The sequence below is a fragment of the Colwellia sp. 6_MG-2023 genome (assembly GCF_030547765.1).
Classification (GTDB): Bacteria; Pseudomonadota; Gammaproteobacteria; order Enterobacterales; family Alteromonadaceae; genus Colwellia.
Window position 1 is genome coordinate 137,693 of the sequence record NZ_JAUOPP010000001.1, and the last position, 19,730, is coordinate 157,422.

Consider the following 19,730-nt stretch of genomic DNA (forward strand, 5'->3'; position numbering starts at 1 on the left):
TTATTGTAATTGACATGAAATACTAAGCTTTTTGTTGGCGCCTGAAAGCATACTGATGTGCCCGTAGTCAGCTTTGGTATGCCATTCGTAGGTGATGTTGTTGTTCGATTTATTAATATAGCGAGCGCCAGAGGCAGATACTGCTTGGTAAAAATGTAATGCTTTTTTATCAATTTTAAGCTCAGGGAAGTTAATGTCTAGCGTCGCTTCAGTCCCGTCTTTTGCATAAAGCACTTTTATCACACTTTTATTTTTACAATGAAAAAGATAGGGCTTAGCTGCTATATCCTTAGGTAGGCTAGGGGTCTTTACTGTACATGCACAAAGCAAAAAAATGAGAGTGGTAATGATAAATTTTTGTTTCATGGTTTTGTTCATTTTTATTATTGCATATTCACTTAAACAGCTTGTCCGCAAGCTACACCACTAGCCCAACAAAATTGGAAGTTATAGCCACCTAAGAATCCAGTGACATCAATGACTTCACCAATAAAAAATAAGCCGGCGCAATGCTTTGCTTCAAAGGTTTTTGACGAGAGTTCATCAGTGTTCACACCGCCTAAGGTAACTTCTGCTGTTCGATAACCTTCCGTGCCATTCGGTTTTATTTGCCAGTGATGCAAGTACTTACTTAGCGCGTTAATATCAGCATGACTGAGTTGGTTTATGGCTTTGTCAGTAATTATTGTGGCGCAGATATCGTCTTGCATTATTACTTCTACGAAGCGTTTAGGCAGGATGGTTGACAGTAAGTTCTTAACAGATTTTTGCGCTTGGTGTTCACGCCAATCGTTAATGGTATCTGTTAGTTGTTGGTTGGGCAGTAAATCAATTGTAATGGCTTGGCCTGCCCGCCAAAAGGATGAAATTTGTAATATTGCAGGGCCAGATAAACCGCGGTGTGTGAATAGAATGTTTTCTCTAAAACTGGTGCCATCTTCGCTGGAAACGTTACAGTCAATACTGATGCCTGATAAGCCATCAAAGCGTTTTTTATCGTGGTCATGTAAGGTAAATGGTACCAAGGCTGCTGTAGTGGGTAATACGTTTAAACCAAACTGTTCGGCAATTTTGTAGCCAATGGGTGAAGCCCCTAGTTTTGGCATTGTTAAACCGCCCGAAGCCACAACTAAAGATTGGCATTGGTAGACTTTATCTGTCGTTTTTACTGTAAAGGTTTTATCGTCATTTTGACTAACAGCAAGCACTTCAGTACGTAAATTTAGAGTAACGCCTGCCCATTCGCATTCTGTCAGCAATACGTTAACAATGTCTTGAGCGCTATCATCACAAAAAAGTTGTCCTAAGGTTTTATGATGATAGTTAACGCCATGACGATCGACTAACTCAATAAAATCATCAGCACTATAACGGCTTAAAGCTGATTTAACAAAATGAGGATTTTGGCATATATAATTGCTTGGTGTTGTATTTTGATTGGTAAAATTACAACGGCCACCGCCGCTGATTAAAATCTTACGGCCAGCTTTTTTTCCCATATCAACGACGGTTACACTGCGACCACGATAGCCCGCGCTAGCTGCACACATTAAGCCAGCTGCACCAGCGCCAATAATTAAAACATCAGTATGGATTATAGTCATTGTTAAACTTGTTATCTTAGGGGATATATTACGATGAGGAAGGGCGATAATAACATAGAAATGCCAGTCTGGGCTGTTCTTGTGTCGCCAGTTCATTGGTGATAAATTAATAGATAATGACGAAGTTTGGAAAAAGTTATTGAATTTTAATTACATTTTAGTGCACGCCTTGTTTCTTGCCTTTTTAAAAAAATCAATAGGAATGTTAGATGAATATAAAAACCTTTTATAAAGTTAGTTTGTTGCCACTTGTTATTGTTGCAAGCCAATCATTGGCAAGTGATATTTCTACAGCAACATCAACTGGTCCTGTTGATAATGAGCAACTTCATAAAATAGCCAATGAAGTATCAGCAAACCGCATTGAGCAAGACATTAAAAAGTTAGCCGGTTTTGGTACGCGCCATACGTTATCAGAAACAGAATCAACTACCCGTGGTATAGGCGCAGCGCGTCGATGGATTAAAGCTGAATTTGATAAAATTTCTGCTGAATGTGGAGGCTGTCTTAATGTTTATTACCAATCAGAAACTATTAGCGGTGAAAAGCGTATTCCAGACCCTACCGAGGTTGTCAGTGTTATTGCTATTCAAAAAGGGGTATCTGATCCTAACCGTTATGTGGTGATGTCAGGCGATATTGATTCTAGAGTATCTGATGTGATGAATTTTACTTCGGACTCTCCAGGTGCTAATGATAATGCATCTGGCTTAGCAGGAACGATTGAAGCGGCACGGGTATTGTCGAAATATAAATTTCAGGGCAGTATTATTTATGCCGCTTTAGCGGGTGAAGAGCAAGGGTTATTTGGTGGACAAATAATGGCTAAACAGGCATTGAAAGATGGCTGGCGCATTAAAGCTGTTTTAAATAATGACATGATAGGTAATATTGAGGGTATTAACGGTGTTATAAATAATACCACTGCTCGTATTTTTTCCGAAGGCACTCGCCCAACAGAAACCGCTAGTGAAGCGAAAAGTCGTCGCTTTACAGGGGGCGAAGTTGACTCACCTAGTCGTAATTTAGCGCGTTATATAGATCGTATTGCCGATCAATACATTCCTAATTTAGATACCATGATGATTTACCGATTAGATCGATTTGGTCGAGGAGGTCACCACCGACCTTTCAATCAAGTGGGCTTTCCGGCGATCAGAATTATGGAAACTAACGAAAACTATAATCGTCAACATCAAGACTTACGTACTGAAAATGGTGTTGTTTATGGTGATACACTCGACGGTGTGAATTTTGATTATGCCGCAAAATTAACGTCGTTAAATGCTGTTTCTTTAGCTTCAATGGCGATGGCTCCAACACCACCGGCAGATGTTAAAATAGCGGGTACGGTAAAACCTGATACAACACTTTCTTGGGCGTTGCCCGTAGCTTCAGAAAACCCACAGCTTGTTGGTTTTAAAATTTACTGGCGCTTCACTGATGCATCACAGTGGCAATTTAGCCGATTTGTCGGCAATGTAAATCAATTTACGTTAAAAAATGTTGTCATTGATAACTATTTTTTTGGAGTGGCGAGTGTTGCTGCTGACGGAACAGAGAGCCCCGTTGTTTTTCCTGGTGCGGCAGGTAGCTTTGGCGACTAGATTGAATAGCTAACTACCTCAAATGTAAAATAATGTTGTTGATGCCAGTCATAGATTTTTTTTTGTGGTAAAACGTGTAAAATGCAGGAAAATAATTTAATAAATGTAACGGAGTAGGTATATGTTGGCAGCTACAATGGTTGAAAAGCTAAATGAACAAATAAATTTAGAGTTTTTTTCATCGAACCTTTATTTACAAATGAGTGCTTGGTGTGAAGACCGAGGTTTTGAAGGCGCTGCTGAATTTATGCAAAAGCATGCTGATGAAGAAATGGGACATATGAAACGTCTGTTTACTTACGTAAGTGAAACGGGTGCTTTGCCTATTATTGGTACTATTGAAGCACCTAAAGTTGATTTTGAGTCGTTAGGTGATGTATTTCGTGAAACTTATGAGCACGAACAATTAGTGACTAAAGCGATTAATGAATTAGCACACACTGCTTTTACCTCTCAAGACTATTCAACATTTAACTTTTTACAGTGGTATGTTTCAGAGCAACATGAAGAAGAAAAGTTGTTCAAAGGCATTTTAGATAAAATTGATATGGTTGGCGAAGATGGTAAAGCTTTATTCTTTATTGACAAAGATTTAGCTGAGCTTGCTAAAGGTGCAGCGCCAAGTATTATGCAAACGGCTTAATAAAGCGCAGTAATCCTTAAATATGCTTTTCTTTAGACGTTGAAGCAGTGGTTTACCACGTTCAACGTCATCATTTTATTATTTACTATAATCACATCATTAAAACACAATTAATTGAAATCTATTTCTGTATTTTTTGCGTATATTAATCACTGTTTTTGTTTTCAAGAGGTTTTTTTCATGCGTTTAGTCATTGGTATAAGCGGCTCAAGTGGTGTGATTTACGGCATTCGCTTATTAGAAATGCTTAAAGAAATTGAGGGGGTAGAAACGCATTTAGTGATGAGCTCATATGCGCGACTTAATATTAGCATTGAAACAGAGCATTCGCTTAAATATGTTGAAGATTTAGCTGATGTTGTGCATAACAATAAGAATCAAGCTGCAAATATTTCTAGTGGTTCATTTAAAGTTGACGGTATGATCGTCGCACCATGTTCGATGAAAACCCTCTCAGCAATTGTGAACTCTTATGCGGATAGTTTAATAGTGCGCGCAGCGGATGTAACACTGAAAGAGCGACGGAAATTAGTGTTAATGCCTAGAGAAGTGCCTTTGCATACAGGTCACTGCAAGCTAATGTATGAAGCTTCTCAATTGGGCGCTATTATCGCTCCCCCTATGCCAGCGTTTTATAACAAACCACAAACGGTAGATGATATTATTAACCATAGTGTGTCAAGGGTGCTTGATTTGTTTGATATCGACACAGGTACAACTAAGCGTTGGGCAGGGCAAAAGTCTTAATACGGGATCTTTTACAGCATAACATATGGGATTCTGAGTCAAGCTCAGAATGACGAAACTGCTCTGAAGGATAGGAGCTTCTTATCATGACGGAAGTTTCTCAGCGTGGCTATGTTAGTTTAGGCTAATGGGCTTTAGCTCGGTTAATGAAGGTCCATTATGTTTGGCTAGTAGCATTTCAACTCTCGCTAAAGGCAAAGGTTTATAAAAATAGTAGCCTTGAAATACATGACAACCTAACTCTATTAATGTTGATGCTTGTGATTCAGTTTCTACACCTTCTGCAACAACCGATAATCCCATCACTGAAGCTAAGTGAATAATGGCAGAGCAAATCTCACGATCTTCATCAATATCGCTGCATTCCTGTACGAAAGAACGATCAATTTTCAGGGTGTCTATCGGTAATCGTTTAAGGTAATTTAATGACGAATACCCAGTACCAAAATCATCAATTGATATGGTAACACCAAGTTTTTTGATATCTGAAAGTACACTGACACATTGCTCAATATCATGTATTAATACATGTTCAGTAATTTCAATATCTAACCATTTCCCCTGAATATTATTTTTCTTTAACTGTTGTTCTAGGTAGTGTAAGAAGTTTTCTGAAAGTATATGTCTCTCTGAAATATTAACCGATAAGGGAACAATATTAAGTCCTTCTGATAACCACTTACGCTGTTGTTCTATTGCGGTTTTAAGAACAAACTCACCGAGTTCATTTATCAAATTACTTTCTTCAGCAATGGAAATAAAGTCAGAAGGAAGAATTTCACCTTTTTCAGGATGTTCCCATCGAATAAGGGCTTCTAAACCAATGATATTGTCGGCGTTGATACTAATTTTTGGCTGATAAACTAGGGTAAATTGATTTTTTTCAATACCTTGTTTAATTTCATGCTCATAGTTAAGAGTTTTAGCCGCTTCTTTACCCATACGTTTATCATAAACTTTATAAGTATCTCGGCCGTCATCTTTAGCTTTATACATTGCAATATCAGCATTTTGAATTAAGTCATCTGCGTTGATTAGGCCTTTGGATGATATAGCAACACCAATACTAGTTTGAATTTCATAGCCTTTATTATTGATTTCAATGGGTGTTCTCATTTTTTCCAATATTTGTTTAGCTTTGTTCCTAATAATATTGTCATCAAGTTTGCCTGTTACAATAAAGATAAATTCATCGCCACCCCAACGTGAAATAATGTCGTTGTCTCTAGAGACATCATTTAAACGACGAGCGACCTCACATAATAATTTATCACCAGCCTTATGGCCTAATGTGTCATTAATTTTTTTAAATTTGTCTAAATCTAAAAAATATAAACCGACATCTAGATTATTTTTTTGTGAAACTTTAATGGCAATGGAAAGCTCTTTCATCATATGAGCGCGATTGGATAAGCCCGTTAACGGGTCTTTATAAGCTAAAAATTGTAACCGTGATTTAAGCTTTAAATCTTTAGCTATGTCACGAATGTGCAGGGTATACTCTGTTTTATATTTATTACCTAATTTGGCGCTTGTTATGGTTATTTCTGCAGGAAAAACTTCATTAGTAGCGCGTTTAATTTCCATTGTGGTTCGTCGATTTAGTATTAAGCCTTCAGGAGTGGTGAAGGCATGTTCAATACTATCAACTACTCTTTGTTTATCTTTATCTAAAACAAAAAGATCGGCAAAACGCTCGCCTTTAACGTGTTTTTTTAATGCGCCTAGTGTGCGTTCAGCAGAAGGGTTAAATTCGATGATCAAGCCACGCCAATCAATAATGATAATACAATCCATAGAAGAGTCTAAAATGGAGCTTTTACGCTTTTCACTCACTTTAAATTGTCCTATTGCTTCATCGCGACTTGTCATTTCACTGCTTACGCGCTGAATTACTTGATTATACTTACTGGCTATTTGTCCTACTTCGGTGAAGGGTTCTTCTTTGACGGGGCTGGTAAAATCTCCTTTGCTCTGTTGGTGTTCCATATCAGTCAGCAGATCGATTAATTCTGTACTGGCTTTATGTTCAGTAATATTTAATCCTTTGCTTTCATCTGTTAACGAAACTCTTAAAGGAGAATAAAAGTTGATTATTCGAATTAAGGCATAACTTAGCGTAAAGCTATATAAACCAATAACAACAATACCAATAGCTTGCGCAAGTAATTGTGCACCAATACTTAACTCAGTATCTCCAAACAAAGCGACGGCTAAAGTCCCCCAAATACCAGCGAAAAGATGAGCAGGAACAACCCCTAGAGCATCATCTATTTCTAATTTTTCAAACCATAAATTGCCCTGGTACATAATAATGCTGCCAATAACGGCAATGAATGCAGCTTCAGCAGGTTCAACAATATGACATGCAGCGGTCACTGAAACTAACCCAGCAATAATACCGTTTAAGGTAATACTAATATTAAGATATTTATCACGGTAATAACTAATAGCTGTTACCGTAAGTCCTCCCCATACTGCGGCAAGCATAGTATTTAATATGATTTTTGGCACACTCTCATCAAATGTTAATGTGCTACCGCCATTAAAGCCGAACCAACCAAACCAAATAAGAAAAACACCAAAAGCAGCCATGGGTATATTATTGCCAGAAGGGAATAAGTGACCTTTAGTAAAACGACCTGTACGTGGACCAATAACTAATATTGCGGCTAATGCCACCCAACCACCAACAGAATGAACGACTGTAGAGCCGGCAAAATCAATAAAGCCTAATGCCTCTAACCAGCCGGTATTTTTATCATTAAATGCGCTTGCCCATGCCCAATGACCAATAATAGGGTAAATGATAGTACTCAAAATTACGGTAATGTAGGCATAACCAATAAATGTCATACGCTCTGCTACTGCACCAGAGGTTAAAGTTGCTGCTGTTCCGCAAAACATAAGTTGAAAAAGAAAAAATGCAATCTGAAAAGCAGTATGCTCGCTATTAAAAACAAAGCCGCTTAAACCAATAATACCCATGAATGAATCACCAAACATGAAGCCAAAACCAATTAACCAAAATACAGAGGCGGATAAAATAAAATCAATAATGTTTTTTGCCGCGACATTGATATTATTTTTACTACGGGTGCGACCACTCTCTAAGCAGAGAAAACCTGCTTGCATAGCAAAAACAAATAAGGCAGATATTATCAGCCATAGATTATCAATCATAATATTCCCTTTGTAGTCAGTAACTTTTTATCATAGGGCACAGCGCTATGACTAAATAATTCGGGATGTGGCAATACTTTACGTCGAATCAAAGTATTTTATTTTCACTGTTCTGTTATGGTTAATTAGAACGTTTTGTATTGTGGATAAGGCTGACCAGAGCGTGAAAACCTGGTTACAGTCTACCTTTGCTTTCTCCTTATGACGCCCTATCGCTTAGTCGTAATAGAAATTTTGTTGGAGTTAGTTGGTGAGCAAACAACATATAACTTTATATTTTATGAGTGCTCTCTATGCACTCTTTATAGAAAAAGCAATAACAGTGCCATATTTATAAGGGAGATAAAAAACATAAAAGATATGCTTTAAAGCAACTACTTAATTCTGTTTTCTGCTCTTTATTTGAGTGGCAGCAGACAATTTCGTCTAATGCCAAACTTTTATTAATGGGTAACATTAGGCAAACTTTACAAGTTTAGTCGTAGAGTGTTTGTGCTCTAAAATTGAGCGTAATGTATAGTTTTGGTGCACTAAGTTATAATTGTCGAGGCTCAGATATTGTTGTGTAGTGACTTGATATGAAATAATTTTATAAGTAAATATTTTGAGTTGATGCACGAATTTAAGCAAGCGATGCAGCTAAAGCACCAATTAATAGATAAAATTGTTTAGCTGTCGCTGTTAAGTGCGAAAGGGTTCTGTTTTTACCACGAACCCTGTAGTCTATTTATTATTCATAATCGGTAGCGTAAGTTTCTTCATATGAGTGTGAGTAAAGCTCAAATAAATTACCAAATGGGTCTTCGAGGTAAACCATTTTAGCCTGTTTGCTATCATCTTCTGGGTGGTATCGCATAATGTCCATTCTCACTTTGCCACCAAATTTTACTGTACGCTCAATCACACTTTGAAAATCATCACTTTGCAGACAAAAGTGAAAAATTCCCAGTCGAGTAAAATCAACTTCATGACGTTCCTGTCGGTCTTTCATTTCAAATAGCTCTACGCCAATGCCATCAGTTGTTACTAGATGAGCAATGTTAAAGCCTTTGAATCCCTCACCAAAAACAGCAATACACATTTTACCGATAGCCGTTTCACGCTCCTCAAGCACTTTAGTATTATTCATTACAATTTTCAGCTCAAGTGCCTTTGTGTAGAACTCAACAGCCTTATCCATGTCGCCAACCATAATGCCTACGTGATTCATTTTCATCATTTACTCCAAACGTTGTTGTTTATGCGTTACTTAATTTGATAGCGTTATTTTATGATAGGAGGTTTATTATTTAAAATTATCAATTATAATCAAAATGATAATTTTAAATAATGGTGTTTAAGATGCTAAACCCAACTTGGTTGAAGACCTTTGTGACGCTTATTGATACTGGTCACTTTACTAAAACTGCTGATAAGCTATTTATGACACAGCCCGGTGTTAGCCAACACATAAATAAGCTTGAAAAGGCTTGTGGTCAGGCTCTTATTCAGCGAGATAAAAAAAGCTTCGATCTGACCGAGCAAGGGTTATTGGTTTATCAATACGCTGAACAGCTAGTAAAAAATGAACACGAATTACTAGAGCAACTCGGTTTTGATAATCCCTTTGTTGGCCATTGTCGATTAGCTTGCTCAGGTGCGCTGGCTTTGATGCTTTATCCCAAATTATTGGAGATACAAGTAGCACATTCACAGCTGATTGTTCAGTTAAAAGCTGCTCCTAACCATCAAATATTACATGAAATACAAAATGGAATAACTGATCTAGGTATTGTCACCGATGTGCCAAATAGTAGTTTATTCGATATACAAGAAATAGGTCGTGAACAGCTGTGTTTAGTGTTGCCTGCTAATGTTGAAATTGAAGATGACAGTGGTGACTTGTTGACCAAGCTTGGCCTTATTAATCACCCCGATGTCAAACATTATTTATCTTTGTATTTTGAACAAAGTCACGAATCAGATTTTAGTCACTTGAGTATTGAGCAGCTCCCTGTGACCGGTTATGTTAATCAAATTAGCCAAATATTAGAGCCTGTAGCTAAAGGGCTAGGCTTTACCGTACTACCTAAAAGCGCCGTTGATATGTTCAAAGAGCCTCAGCGTTTAAAGGTATTTCAGCCTCAAAAACCCGTAATAGAAACCCTATACAGGGTAAAAAAGAGAAATAGAGTGTTACCCGCCCGTTTTGAAACCGTGATATCCACACTACAAGGGCACTTTGATAACTTGTCTTGCTGAAGATTTAGATTTTTAACTAGCTAAACAATAAGATATTAATATAGCTTAATTAAAAACCATGACATTAATATTACGAAGAGGCAGCTATAATAAACGGCTAGTTATACCTGGTGTTGTAGCAAATAACCGATAAATACAGGAAAATTATCTTTTTTCCTTGTTAGTCGTTATTATATTTTATTCAAGCTCTGGCACTTAAATTAATAGCGAAGTATAGGGATAAACTTTATGTATGTTAATAAAGCTATTACAGTACAAAGAACCTTTAGGTTCCCTCAAGTAACTAATGCAGCTAAAGTGATTTCTTCCCTATTCTTATTTGTGGCTTTATCGTTAGCTTTTTTAGCGTATAAAAGCGACAACATTGAAGAAGAGCAAACTTTAGCCATTATTTCTAAGCCGAAAATCAATGATATTTACTTCTTAGACTTTAGGTTGTTAAGTGACAAATTGCGACCTAATGAAAAATATAGAATCGCCAAGGTAGTCGATATTACTGGTGATATAATCACCTTGCTTTATGGTCGTTTTTTCTATCAATATCAGAATGCAGCAGTTAATAGTATTCAATATGGGCAATTAAGATATAAAGATTATTTTGAGTCTAAAAGATATGATATCTCGCTTAGTACAATTAAAACTATGTATAGTAATCAAGCTATTTATTTAGCCAAAAGACCGATAAGAAATAGGTTGTTTGGTAACTTCGTCAGCCCAGATAAGCCAAAAGAAACATATAATTATTTAATTTATGGTAAAGAAGAAAATAGTAAAGGTGAAGCCTTCTTAATAGAACAGTTTAGCGAAACTCATTTAAAAACTGCTTTTGAGTTTTTTCAGGATTCATCTAAGTTGGGGTATGTGAAAGGGCAGGTTAACCTTGCAGAAATGTATATCAATGGACAGCATGTTCAAAAGGACTTTAATCAAGCCCTTTATTGGCTCAAGCAAGCATCGTTACAAAGTTATAAACCTGCAATTTTAAAATATGGAATAATTTGCAAGCAGATTGAGTCATGTAACATTGTTGACTTTTATCAAGAATTAACGGCTTCTGGTGTTAATATCAAGGTAAGAAAACTAGACTTTAAACTTAGTCAATAAAGTCTAAATTGTCATTTTAAAAGTCATACAATACTTGGTTTTTGTCTTTTTCGCTTATTCAGCCCACTATTGTATTTTTTGTTAACGGGGCACTAGACTTATTTTTAATTAGGGAATTTATATGTTTAATAAACTAGGGATTGTTGTCATTTCACTTTATTTAAGTGCATGTGGTCTAGATGTTGATAGAGAAAAGAAAGAGATACCTAACATGACAGGTACTTGGTTGTTAGAAAATACTATTACTTATATAAGTAAAAGTGATCAACAAATTTTAAAAACTACGACAAAAAAAATTCAAACTTATATTGATGATACAGAAAATGGAATAAAAAACGTTACATGTCTGCAAATTTGGGATGGAACAGCAGAAACAGGTGATGATTATAGTGGTACTAAAACAGATGATGAATACTTCCCATTAGGTGAAGTAGATTCTTCTGACTCATACCTTTTTAAAAATGGTATTTTGGTGCAAGAATTTGAAGCCGATACTATTTGGCAGGGAATAAATACTACAAAATTAGTACGTAAAACCCTAACTTATGTCGATTCAAAAGATACTACTCATAGTGACGGGACTATTTATTTAAGTGCTCCGTTTGAGTATTCCGCCACAGCAGAAATCTGTAATCAACAAATTAAACAAACAATATCAGGGCGTAATGAGAGTAAGACATACATCTTCACGTTCTCAGGAAGAGACGTCACAGAAGACGGTAAACAGGGAGGCATTGATATCTTTTTTTCTTTTGTCGGCAATCCCTCGCCAGGTTTATATAACTTTGGAACATCAGATACTGAAGCAGGATTCCTAGGCGTTATTATGTGGACTTATGCACAAGAAAATATTAATACATTTGATAACGCTCAAGAATATGTGTTTGATGATCCTGGTTGGATAGATTTAATATCAGCAAACGAACATAGTTTTGAAGGAAATTTTTCAATCTCTAGAAAAGACGGCAGTGTAATCACTGGTTATGTTAGTGTCGATGTTAGTGGTTTGAGTCATTAATTGCTACTCGAGGAGATGACTTTTATACGTACTCAGGTGTAAAAAAGTTTTTCTATGCCACTGAAACCAAGGACACATGGGTTCAGGGGCAAGAAAAATTTATGTAGTTTTTGTCTTTATCGCTTGCTACTTTATATTTAATTTAAATGCTGTAAATTGTATTCACTTACATAGCGTTGTAATTGCTGTAAATAATTCTCTTTGGTAGCGTCATCTATCCAAGCTACTTTAAATGCGTTACTTACGAGTGTAATTATTTGATCTTGAGAGAATTTTCCTTCTTTTTGAAGTTCAATCAGGTTCTCATTTAAATAAGCTCTAAAATAGGCTGGATCATCTGAATTAATGGTGACTAACATATCTTTGGCCAACATTTGATGTATTTCATCTGAAGTGAGTGACTGCACAACAAATTGGTTTGATACTGGACACACCGTTAGCCCTAAGCCTTTTTCTTTAATGAGCTCACATAATTCATTGCTTTCTAAAGAATTAATACCATGATCAATGCGGTCAACCTGTACTTCATTAATACATTGTTTAATGTGTACTAATGTATTTTTTTGGTTAACATCGCAGTGCATCGTGAGCTTTAATCCCAATTTTTTTGCTTCAGAAAACACTTCATAAAATTTACTTGGTGGGTTATTTCTTTCATCAGAATCTAAACCGACGCCAACTAACCAATCCAGATGAGGTTTTGCTAATACTAAATGTTGCATAGCTGATTCAGCACTCATATCGCGTAAAAAGCACATAATTAACTGACTTTTAATGCCTAAGTTTTTCTCAGCATCAACTTGCGCTTTGTGGATACCGGTAATAATTGTCTCAAAGCTTATCCCTCTAACGGTATGTGCTTGTGGATCGAAGAATATCTCAACATATAAGATTTCTTGGCTTCTCGCTTTACTTAAATATTGGTATGTTAATTGATAAAAGTCATCTTCTTCTATCAACACATTCATGCCTGCGTAATAAATGGCTAAAAAAGAAGGTAGGTCATTAAAGTCATAAGCAGCAACTAACTCACCAGGCGTTTTATAACTTAATTTGACATCATTTTTCTTGGCCAGTGCAAAGCTTAATTCTGGCTCGAGCGTACCCTCAATATGCACATGTAATTCTGCTTTTGGCATGTTTTCAATAAAACGTTGCATGTAATCATTACTCTCTATTCATTTAATTAGTAATGAATAAGCAAACATGATACCAACAGCGCAGCGCTTTAGTTACTAGTATAGCTAGTTTATATTGGTGATTAGTGTGAGAATAAATGCACTAAAAAAGAGTACACGCACTGTGTTAGTGCGATATTTAGGACTAATGTTTAACAGAAATATTTGTCGCTATAACCATAGACTGATGTAACCATACAGTGACAAATAAATTCAATTAAAACGCACGACAAGTTAATCATGTAATAAAATTAAATGATTAAGGGGGAGCTTCAAGTGATTAAATTTATACTTTGGTTTCTAGCCAAAAGCTGACGTTAGCTTTTGTTAAACCATGATCATGTTTAGAGTAATATTAACAGGGATTCTCTGCTCGCTTGTGAGACTGGTTTAAGGCCATTTGAAAATGCTCCTTAGTTAGTGTAATTGGTATTATTGGTTAAACCTAAAATTTTCACATAAAAAATGCCAGTCAAGTTCATTGACTGGCATTTTAGTACTATGATAAATATTATTTACAACAATGGTAAGTACTTATATCAATAATAATCATAAACTTTATTTTTGATAATCAACCTTTTTAGCAACCGTTGCAGCATCTTGAATAACTATTTGATTAGCTAACGTTGCGAAAGGCTTATCTTGATATTTAGTGCCACGTAACTGCACATTCACGCGTGCAGCATTAGGGTTAGCCAATGTAGCTTTATAGAAATTTTTAATATCAGTTAAACTAACGCTTTTTACTTGCTCAATTAATTTAGCTTTTGAGTCATAGTTCCAGTTCTCTTTTTCCCAATCTGAAAACATAGGTGAAATTTCTTGATATAAATTTTTAGGCGCTTGTGTAAGACTCACTAATACGCCATCTTTAATTTTATCAAAGCTCTCTTGCGTTAAAGCATCAAGCAATACTTTATATTCAACATTAAATCTATCGAAGCGCGCTTGTGCTGCCGTTAAATCTAGCACTGGTGACTGTATATAAAGCCCAATACCTGCGTAGTTATCCATCGCCATATCAGTAGCTCCTACCGCATAACCAAGTTGCTCTTCAGTACGTAACTGATTAGAAGCTTCAAAAGTAAAGTGATTAGCTAACACTTTTGCTGTCGCAAGTGATCGGTACCCTGCTTTTGCATGAAAATACACATCAAGTAAAGCAATATCTGCTGCAGCAATATCTTGTTGGTAGCTTAATACTTGCCCTGATTTTGGTTTCAAATACACGTTTTTAGCATAACTTGTGGTTTTTTTATCCGTGCCTAAAGCCTTACTAACAAGTACTGCTACTTGTTTTAAATCTTTTTGACTGTAATTACCAAAAGCAAAAATTCTTGGTTGGTTGTTTTTAGTTACTTGAGCAACTATTTTATTAAAATCAGTTAACGTCATAACATTAGCCGCTTCAATTAATGCGCTATTTTCAAATTGATCTTTCCTAACTACTTTAGTGAAAGCACCACCAATTTGACGAACAGCAAACTGCTTTTGAATGTTAGCAATATCGCGCATATAACGATCTTTTGCTTGTAAGAAACTTTGCTCATCAACATTTGGCGTCAAATCTGTTAATAAGCTATTTAATAACGTACTTTGTTTGTCAGTAAAACCATCAACAAATAATGTCATGCCTTTACCTGCTGAGGCTTTAGTACTAATACCTGCAGCTTGCGCTTCAGACATTAACAAGCTTTGCTTTAAATTATAAACGTCTTGCCAAATAGCTAATGCTACTTGCGTATTTATATTAGCAATGGCTTCACCGCTATTAATATCAACTTTGATAATACCTTTAGGCTGTTCAGCGAATAACTGACTTGGGTAATGCCAAATTTTCACACCATTATGCTCAACTTTTAATTCAGGTTTTTGTTGGTTTGAATTTTGTGGTTTTATATCGAAATTTTCAGGTAATAAGCGATTTACTAACGGTAAAGAAAGTACTGTAGTTACGTTGTTTTTCCAGCTAGCTATTTCATCAGCGCCAATATCTTCAATACGATATTCACCTTGATAAAAGTGTTGTTTTTCAGTTACTTTTTCATTTTTACTCACATACCAAATACGTAATGTTTCTGGCGTTAATTGACTGAGTACATTTTCAATAGCTTGTGCGTCAAATTGCCCGTAATAATAAGGCGCATTAATCGCATAATTGGTTGAGTAATCTTGCATGCTATCAACCAAATTAGCGACATAGTTAAATTCATCACCTTTCTCTAAAAAGCGGAATTCGTTATCTAAAGCTGTTTTTATTTCTTTATAGTATTTTTCATCAACACCTTTCGCTTTTATTAGGTCAATGTATTGCATAATCATAGCTACTATTTCATCACGATTTGCCATACCATCATCTGTTAAATCTAATGTGATACTGAATTCACCATAATTACCGTAATGATTGGCAGAAGCGCCTGCATCTAATGAACTTATCCAACCTTTAGCTTTTAAAATTTGTGCTGGTGTACCCGGCATATCTGAGCCAAGCAAATATGAAATAAAATGATTAGGTTTAACGGTAAACTGACTCATATTATTAGCAATGGTAAAGTCTAATTTTAGTTGCTTAATATCTTGATTCGGTTTGAAATAAACTTTTTTACTACCTACTTTAGTAAAGTCTAGTGTTTGTTTAATTTCTGGTTTTTCAATATTTTTATCAATTATACTACTAAAGTGCTTAGTTGCTAAGGCTTCCATTTCATCTAATGGTAAGTTACTGACCATTGAAACTTTCATAATATTTGATGAATAGTATTTATTATAAAAATCGACAGTTTCTTTATGTAAGTTACTATTTTCTTTATCAGATAGCGTTTCTAAATTACCAATTAAAAATCGGTTAGCTGCATGTTCACCCATCATGCTACGTGACAATTTAAACTGTGCAAAAAAGTCTAACTCACCACGCATAGACCATTCTGAATTAACCGCATTACGCTCTTTGTCTGTATATTCAGGGTAAAACTTTGGTGATTTGAAAAAGTCAGAAAACCTATCAAGAGTTTCATCAAAAGCGTTATTATTCACCTTAAACATATAGTTGGTATAAGTTAACCATGTTGACGCATTTAAAGTTCCGCCATTCTCTTTGAGAAACTCAGAATACTCACTAGTTTCAGGGTATTTTTCAGTACCCAAAAATAGTAAGTGCTCAAGGTAATGCGCTAAACCTTGCTGTTCCATAGGGTCTTGTAATAAGCCTACACCAACATTTAATGCTGCTGCTGATTTTTTAGTTGTAGGGTCTGAAACCAATATCACTTCAATGTTATTACTTAGCTTAACGGTACGATAATCTCGTTGATCATTAGGGCTTACTGCAAGGTTTGTTAATGGCGCTAATACTGTAGTTGCTGCATTATTTTGCGTAGAAGGTGTTTGAGAACACGCGGTCATCATAACAAGCGCAATAGCACTGAGTGTGAATGTTTTTTTCATGTTTTTTTCCCTTGAAATATGAATAAATCAAGCTAACTATAGTATTGCTATTTAGCGTACCATTTACTTATTTGTTGTTAGCTTGAATAATTTGACTGATTATAATTATGTTAACAACCGCTATTTTACCAAAAAGATTGACTAAGTCGCTTACCAAAGCATTAGGATTCTATTCATCACTAAAATAAAAAACAACCCTTTGAAAATAAACAGTAAAAACAAACAAACACAATAAAAACAGTGAATATTGACATCATAGAAGTAAACCTTATCAAAAGCTTATAATTCAATAACATTTCGAATTAACCTATTAATTAATCTATTTTTATTGCGTTATTGTTATTGAAATGTTAATTTTCATTCTTGGTTATTTCTAGTAATAAAATGTGCAATATAAACTTGGTCCTTGGTTACTTTTACCTGCTCGCTGTATAATATCTTCAAAGGTTATTGAAAGAGAGTTAGATCCGCTCAGCTTTAAATTAATAACCTACTTTATCAGTCAGCCTGATCGCATTATTCCTCGCCAAGAGCTAGTAGAGAATGTATGGCAACAGAGTTTTGTTGATGATAATGCAATTAATCGTGCGATATCAGAACTTAGAAAGCAGTTAACTCATCCTGAGCATAAAGCCCCTTTAATCAAAACGCATTACCGTAAAGGCTACTCTCTCACAGTAACACCAAAAAAAGTCATTAATGACGCTGAAAATATCACCGCTCATACCGCGGTAACTACAGACTTAGCTACCGATTTGGATACCACTCAAATCACAACAAATGAAGTGTTAGATAATAGCAATGACATAAAAGAAAAATCGCCTAAAGTAATAAACACTGAAAGTACTATTACGGCGAATACAACTCAAACCAAAACACTAAAACCTGCTATTAAATTTTCTTCTTATCGTTGGTTATTAATATTACTGGTATTGTTACTGACCATTAATCTTTTTATCGACTTTAATATCGACGTTAAGGTAGTTAACGATGAACCTAACACGCCATTGGCAATCACAACGCAGACGAATAAGAGTGATATTGAAACATTACAAAAAATAACGCCTGTTATAGCAAAAAATGTAAATATTACCGCCGCAACATGGAATATAGGCTCTGAAACACATCCTTTAGTTTCGCCAGATAAAAATATTTTTGCATATACAAATAAAAATAACGGCATAACCAGTAGTTATATAAAAAGCTTAAGTAACCAACAAGAAATAAAACTCACTTATAACGATTTGCATATAAGCGCTATGTCGTGGCAGCCTAACAGTCGTATTTTACTGGTCGAAACTACTGATTTAAAATCTCAGTGCCACTACGCAACGTTTGATTTGAGTAATATTAACAATATTCCAGAACCGCGGCTTATCAAAGAGTGTGATAAGCAAGCACGTAGCATGGCGCAGTTAAGTATTGACGGTAATACCATGTTTTATATTGAATTAGATGAAAAAAAGCTAGGACAGGAAATATACCAATATAATATTAAAACCCAAAAAAGCACAGTATTAGTTCCTTCTGGTGATGCTCAATATGGTGTAACTAACATGCTTATTTCACCTAACGGTAAACAATTACTTTACCGTTGGTATGAACGAAATAGTCCCGCAAAGCTTTATTTACTGGATATTGCGACACGTGAGCAACGCGTACTATATGAGCAAGCCGAAGAATTATCGAGTGTAACAATCGCCTGGCTGCCTGACGGCGAACATATTGGGGTATTACAAGAAAAAACATTAAGTTTTATTAATATTCACAATCGAGCTTTGAATTCAATAGAGCTACCAATAAAAAAATATTTAAGTCGAATGAGCTTCCTCGATAGCAATCAACTGTTTTCATCTGAGGCTGCTAGCACACAAGCACAAGTGGCCCAAATTGATAATATATTTTCAAAAGGTGAAAAAAAGGTAACTATGCTCCATCGTTCTGATAGTAACGACTATTACCCTACTTACTCTAGAAAACAGCAAAACTCACATTATTTTATCTCTAGTAGAACAAATCAATATCAAATTTGGCAAGCTGATGACAGTACAGAAAAGCAAATTAGTAATTTTTCAACAGAAGAACAACAGGCTATTTACGTTTTAGTCTTATCAGACAATGAAGAGTACTTATTATTTAATCGTAATAATCAACTTGAATTTATTGATTTAAAAACAGGAGTATTACATAGCATACCTGAATTAGATCAAGCTAAAGTAAGTAGTTATGTATGGTCAAATAACGATAAAACTATTCTTTATTCCACAATAAAAGATAAAGTAAGTCAAATATGGCAATTTAATTTGCTCACAAGAGAAAATACACAGCTAACATTTGAAGGTGGTCAAAAATTACTTAAAAATGAGCGAGGAGAGGTTTTTTATATTAATGATAATACATTATTTAACTTAACGTATGAGCAAGATAAAAATACGCAGAATGCGTTTACCAAGAAAATAACGATTACACTAGCTCAGTGTTGGTGTTCAATTGCTTTGCGCGATGATTATTTTTATAGCCTTGGCGATCCTTTATCATTAGCAAGAATGCATATATTAACAGGTGAAGTAGAAGAAATAGCCTTGCCTCAAGATTCAATGGGCATAGTTCTAAAAGCTGCATCTAACAAGCTTTTAACCACACTAACTAATGAAAGAAGTACACAAGTACAACGCATTTCTTGGTCTGCTACACCGTTGCCCTAACCATAGCCAGTAGCGGCTCTGCGAGCGTATCACCATTCAGGTATAGTGTACCTTTGTGTAAACGATACCTGCGTTCAAGGAGCGCTTAAATTCAACTATCAGCACTATCAGCACTATCTGGGTTCATTAAAGTATTCCATGCGAGTGCTCAACTCTGGTCACACAATACGATGTATCTGATAAGCTGATTTTTTGTGAACGGGCCTTTGCATAACAGTATCTACACTTCGCTAAGTAAGGCTCATTAAAATGTCAG

At 35.5% G+C, this 19,730-nt stretch carries 13 protein-coding genes; 7 read left to right on the forward strand and 6 right to left on the reverse strand.

Annotated features, from left to right (window positions below; translation table 11 throughout):
- Both Q4503_RS00645 and Q4503_RS00650 read right to left on the reverse strand, forming a co-directional pair.
- Nucleotides 1-366, reverse strand: a complete 366-nt coding sequence (locus Q4503_RS00645; RefSeq protein WP_303601111.1) for an MliC family protein — start codon at nt 364-366, stop codon at nt 1-3.
- A gap of 32 nt (nt 367-398) precedes the next feature.
- Nucleotides 399-1,598, reverse strand: coding sequence for an NAD(P)/FAD-dependent oxidoreductase (locus Q4503_RS00650; RefSeq protein WP_303601234.1), 1,200 nt, complete (start codon nt 1,596-1,598; stop codon nt 399-401).
- A 215-nt stretch (nt 1,599-1,813) separates the two neighbouring features.
- Between Q4503_RS00650 and Q4503_RS00655 the strand changes: the two genes are divergently transcribed.
- From Q4503_RS00655 to Q4503_RS00665, 3 genes are all read left to right on the forward strand, one after another.
- Complete coding sequence (locus Q4503_RS00655) at nt 1,814-3,211, forward strand: M28 family metallopeptidase (RefSeq protein ID WP_303601112.1); 1,398 nt, start codon at nt 1,814-1,816, stop codon at nt 3,209-3,211.
- A gap of 121 nt (nt 3,212-3,332) precedes the next feature.
- Complete coding sequence (ftnA, locus tag Q4503_RS00660) at nt 3,333-3,854, forward strand: non-heme ferritin (RefSeq protein WP_303601113.1); 522 nt, start codon at nt 3,333-3,335, stop codon at nt 3,852-3,854.
- A gap of 180 nt (nt 3,855-4,034) precedes the next feature.
- Entirely contained in the window at nt 4,035-4,601 is a 567-nt protein-coding gene (locus tag Q4503_RS00665) for a UbiX family flavin prenyltransferase (protein WP_215971738.1), read from the forward strand.
- Nucleotides 4,602-4,715: 114 nt separating this feature from the next.
- Here Q4503_RS00665 and amt read toward each other — a convergent pair whose 3' ends face one another.
- Nucleotides 4,716-7,784, reverse strand: a complete 3,069-nt coding sequence (amt, locus tag Q4503_RS00670; RefSeq protein WP_215971739.1) for an ammonium transporter — start codon at nt 7,782-7,784, stop codon at nt 4,716-4,718.
- Between the two features lie 730 nt (nt 7,785-8,514).
- On the reverse strand, nt 8,515-9,000 hold the full coding sequence (locus Q4503_RS00675) for a VOC family protein (protein WP_215971740.1): 486 nt from the start codon (nt 8,998-9,000) through the stop codon (nt 8,515-8,517).
- A gap of 125 nt (nt 9,001-9,125) precedes the next feature.
- On the opposite strand from Q4503_RS00675, the gene Q4503_RS00680 reads away from it, so the two are divergent.
- The 3 genes from Q4503_RS00680 to Q4503_RS00690 all read left to right on the forward strand — a co-directional run bounded on the left by Q4503_RS00680 (nt 9,126) and on the right by Q4503_RS00690 (nt 12,147).
- Nucleotides 9,126-10,025 carry a LysR family transcriptional regulator gene (locus Q4503_RS00680; RefSeq protein WP_303601114.1) on the forward strand — a complete coding sequence of 300 codons (900 nt, stop codon included), beginning with the start codon at nt 9,126-9,128 and terminating at the stop codon, nt 10,023-10,025.
- A gap of 228 nt (nt 10,026-10,253) precedes the next feature.
- Nucleotides 10,254-11,129 (forward strand): tetratricopeptide repeat protein, encoded by an 876-nt coding sequence (locus Q4503_RS00685; protein WP_303601115.1) that lies wholly within the window; start codon nt 10,254-10,256, stop codon nt 11,127-11,129.
- A 121-nt stretch (nt 11,130-11,250) separates the two neighbouring features.
- Nucleotides 11,251-12,147: a hypothetical protein gene (locus tag Q4503_RS00690; protein ID WP_303601116.1), complete on the forward strand. Its 897-nt coding sequence runs from the start codon at nt 11,251-11,253 to the stop codon at nt 12,145-12,147.
- Nucleotides 12,148-12,284: 137 nt separating this feature from the next.
- Here Q4503_RS00690 and add read toward each other — a convergent pair whose 3' ends face one another.
- A complete protein-coding gene (gene add, locus Q4503_RS00695) occupies nt 12,285-13,307 on the reverse strand; it encodes an adenosine deaminase (RefSeq protein ID WP_303601117.1) in 1,023 nt (340 codons plus the stop codon).
- Between the two features lie 576 nt (nt 13,308-13,883).
- Nucleotides 13,884-16,769, reverse strand: a complete 2,886-nt coding sequence (locus tag Q4503_RS00700; RefSeq protein WP_303601118.1) for an insulinase family protein — start codon at nt 16,767-16,769, stop codon at nt 13,884-13,886.
- A gap of 386 nt (nt 16,770-17,155) precedes the next feature.
- On the opposite strand from Q4503_RS00700, the gene Q4503_RS00705 reads away from it, so the two are divergent.
- A complete protein-coding gene (locus Q4503_RS00705) occupies nt 17,156-19,474 on the forward strand; it encodes a helix-turn-helix domain-containing protein (RefSeq protein ID WP_303601119.1) in 2,319 nt (772 codons plus the stop codon).
- The last annotated feature ends 256 nt before the right edge of the window (nt 19,475-19,730 follow it).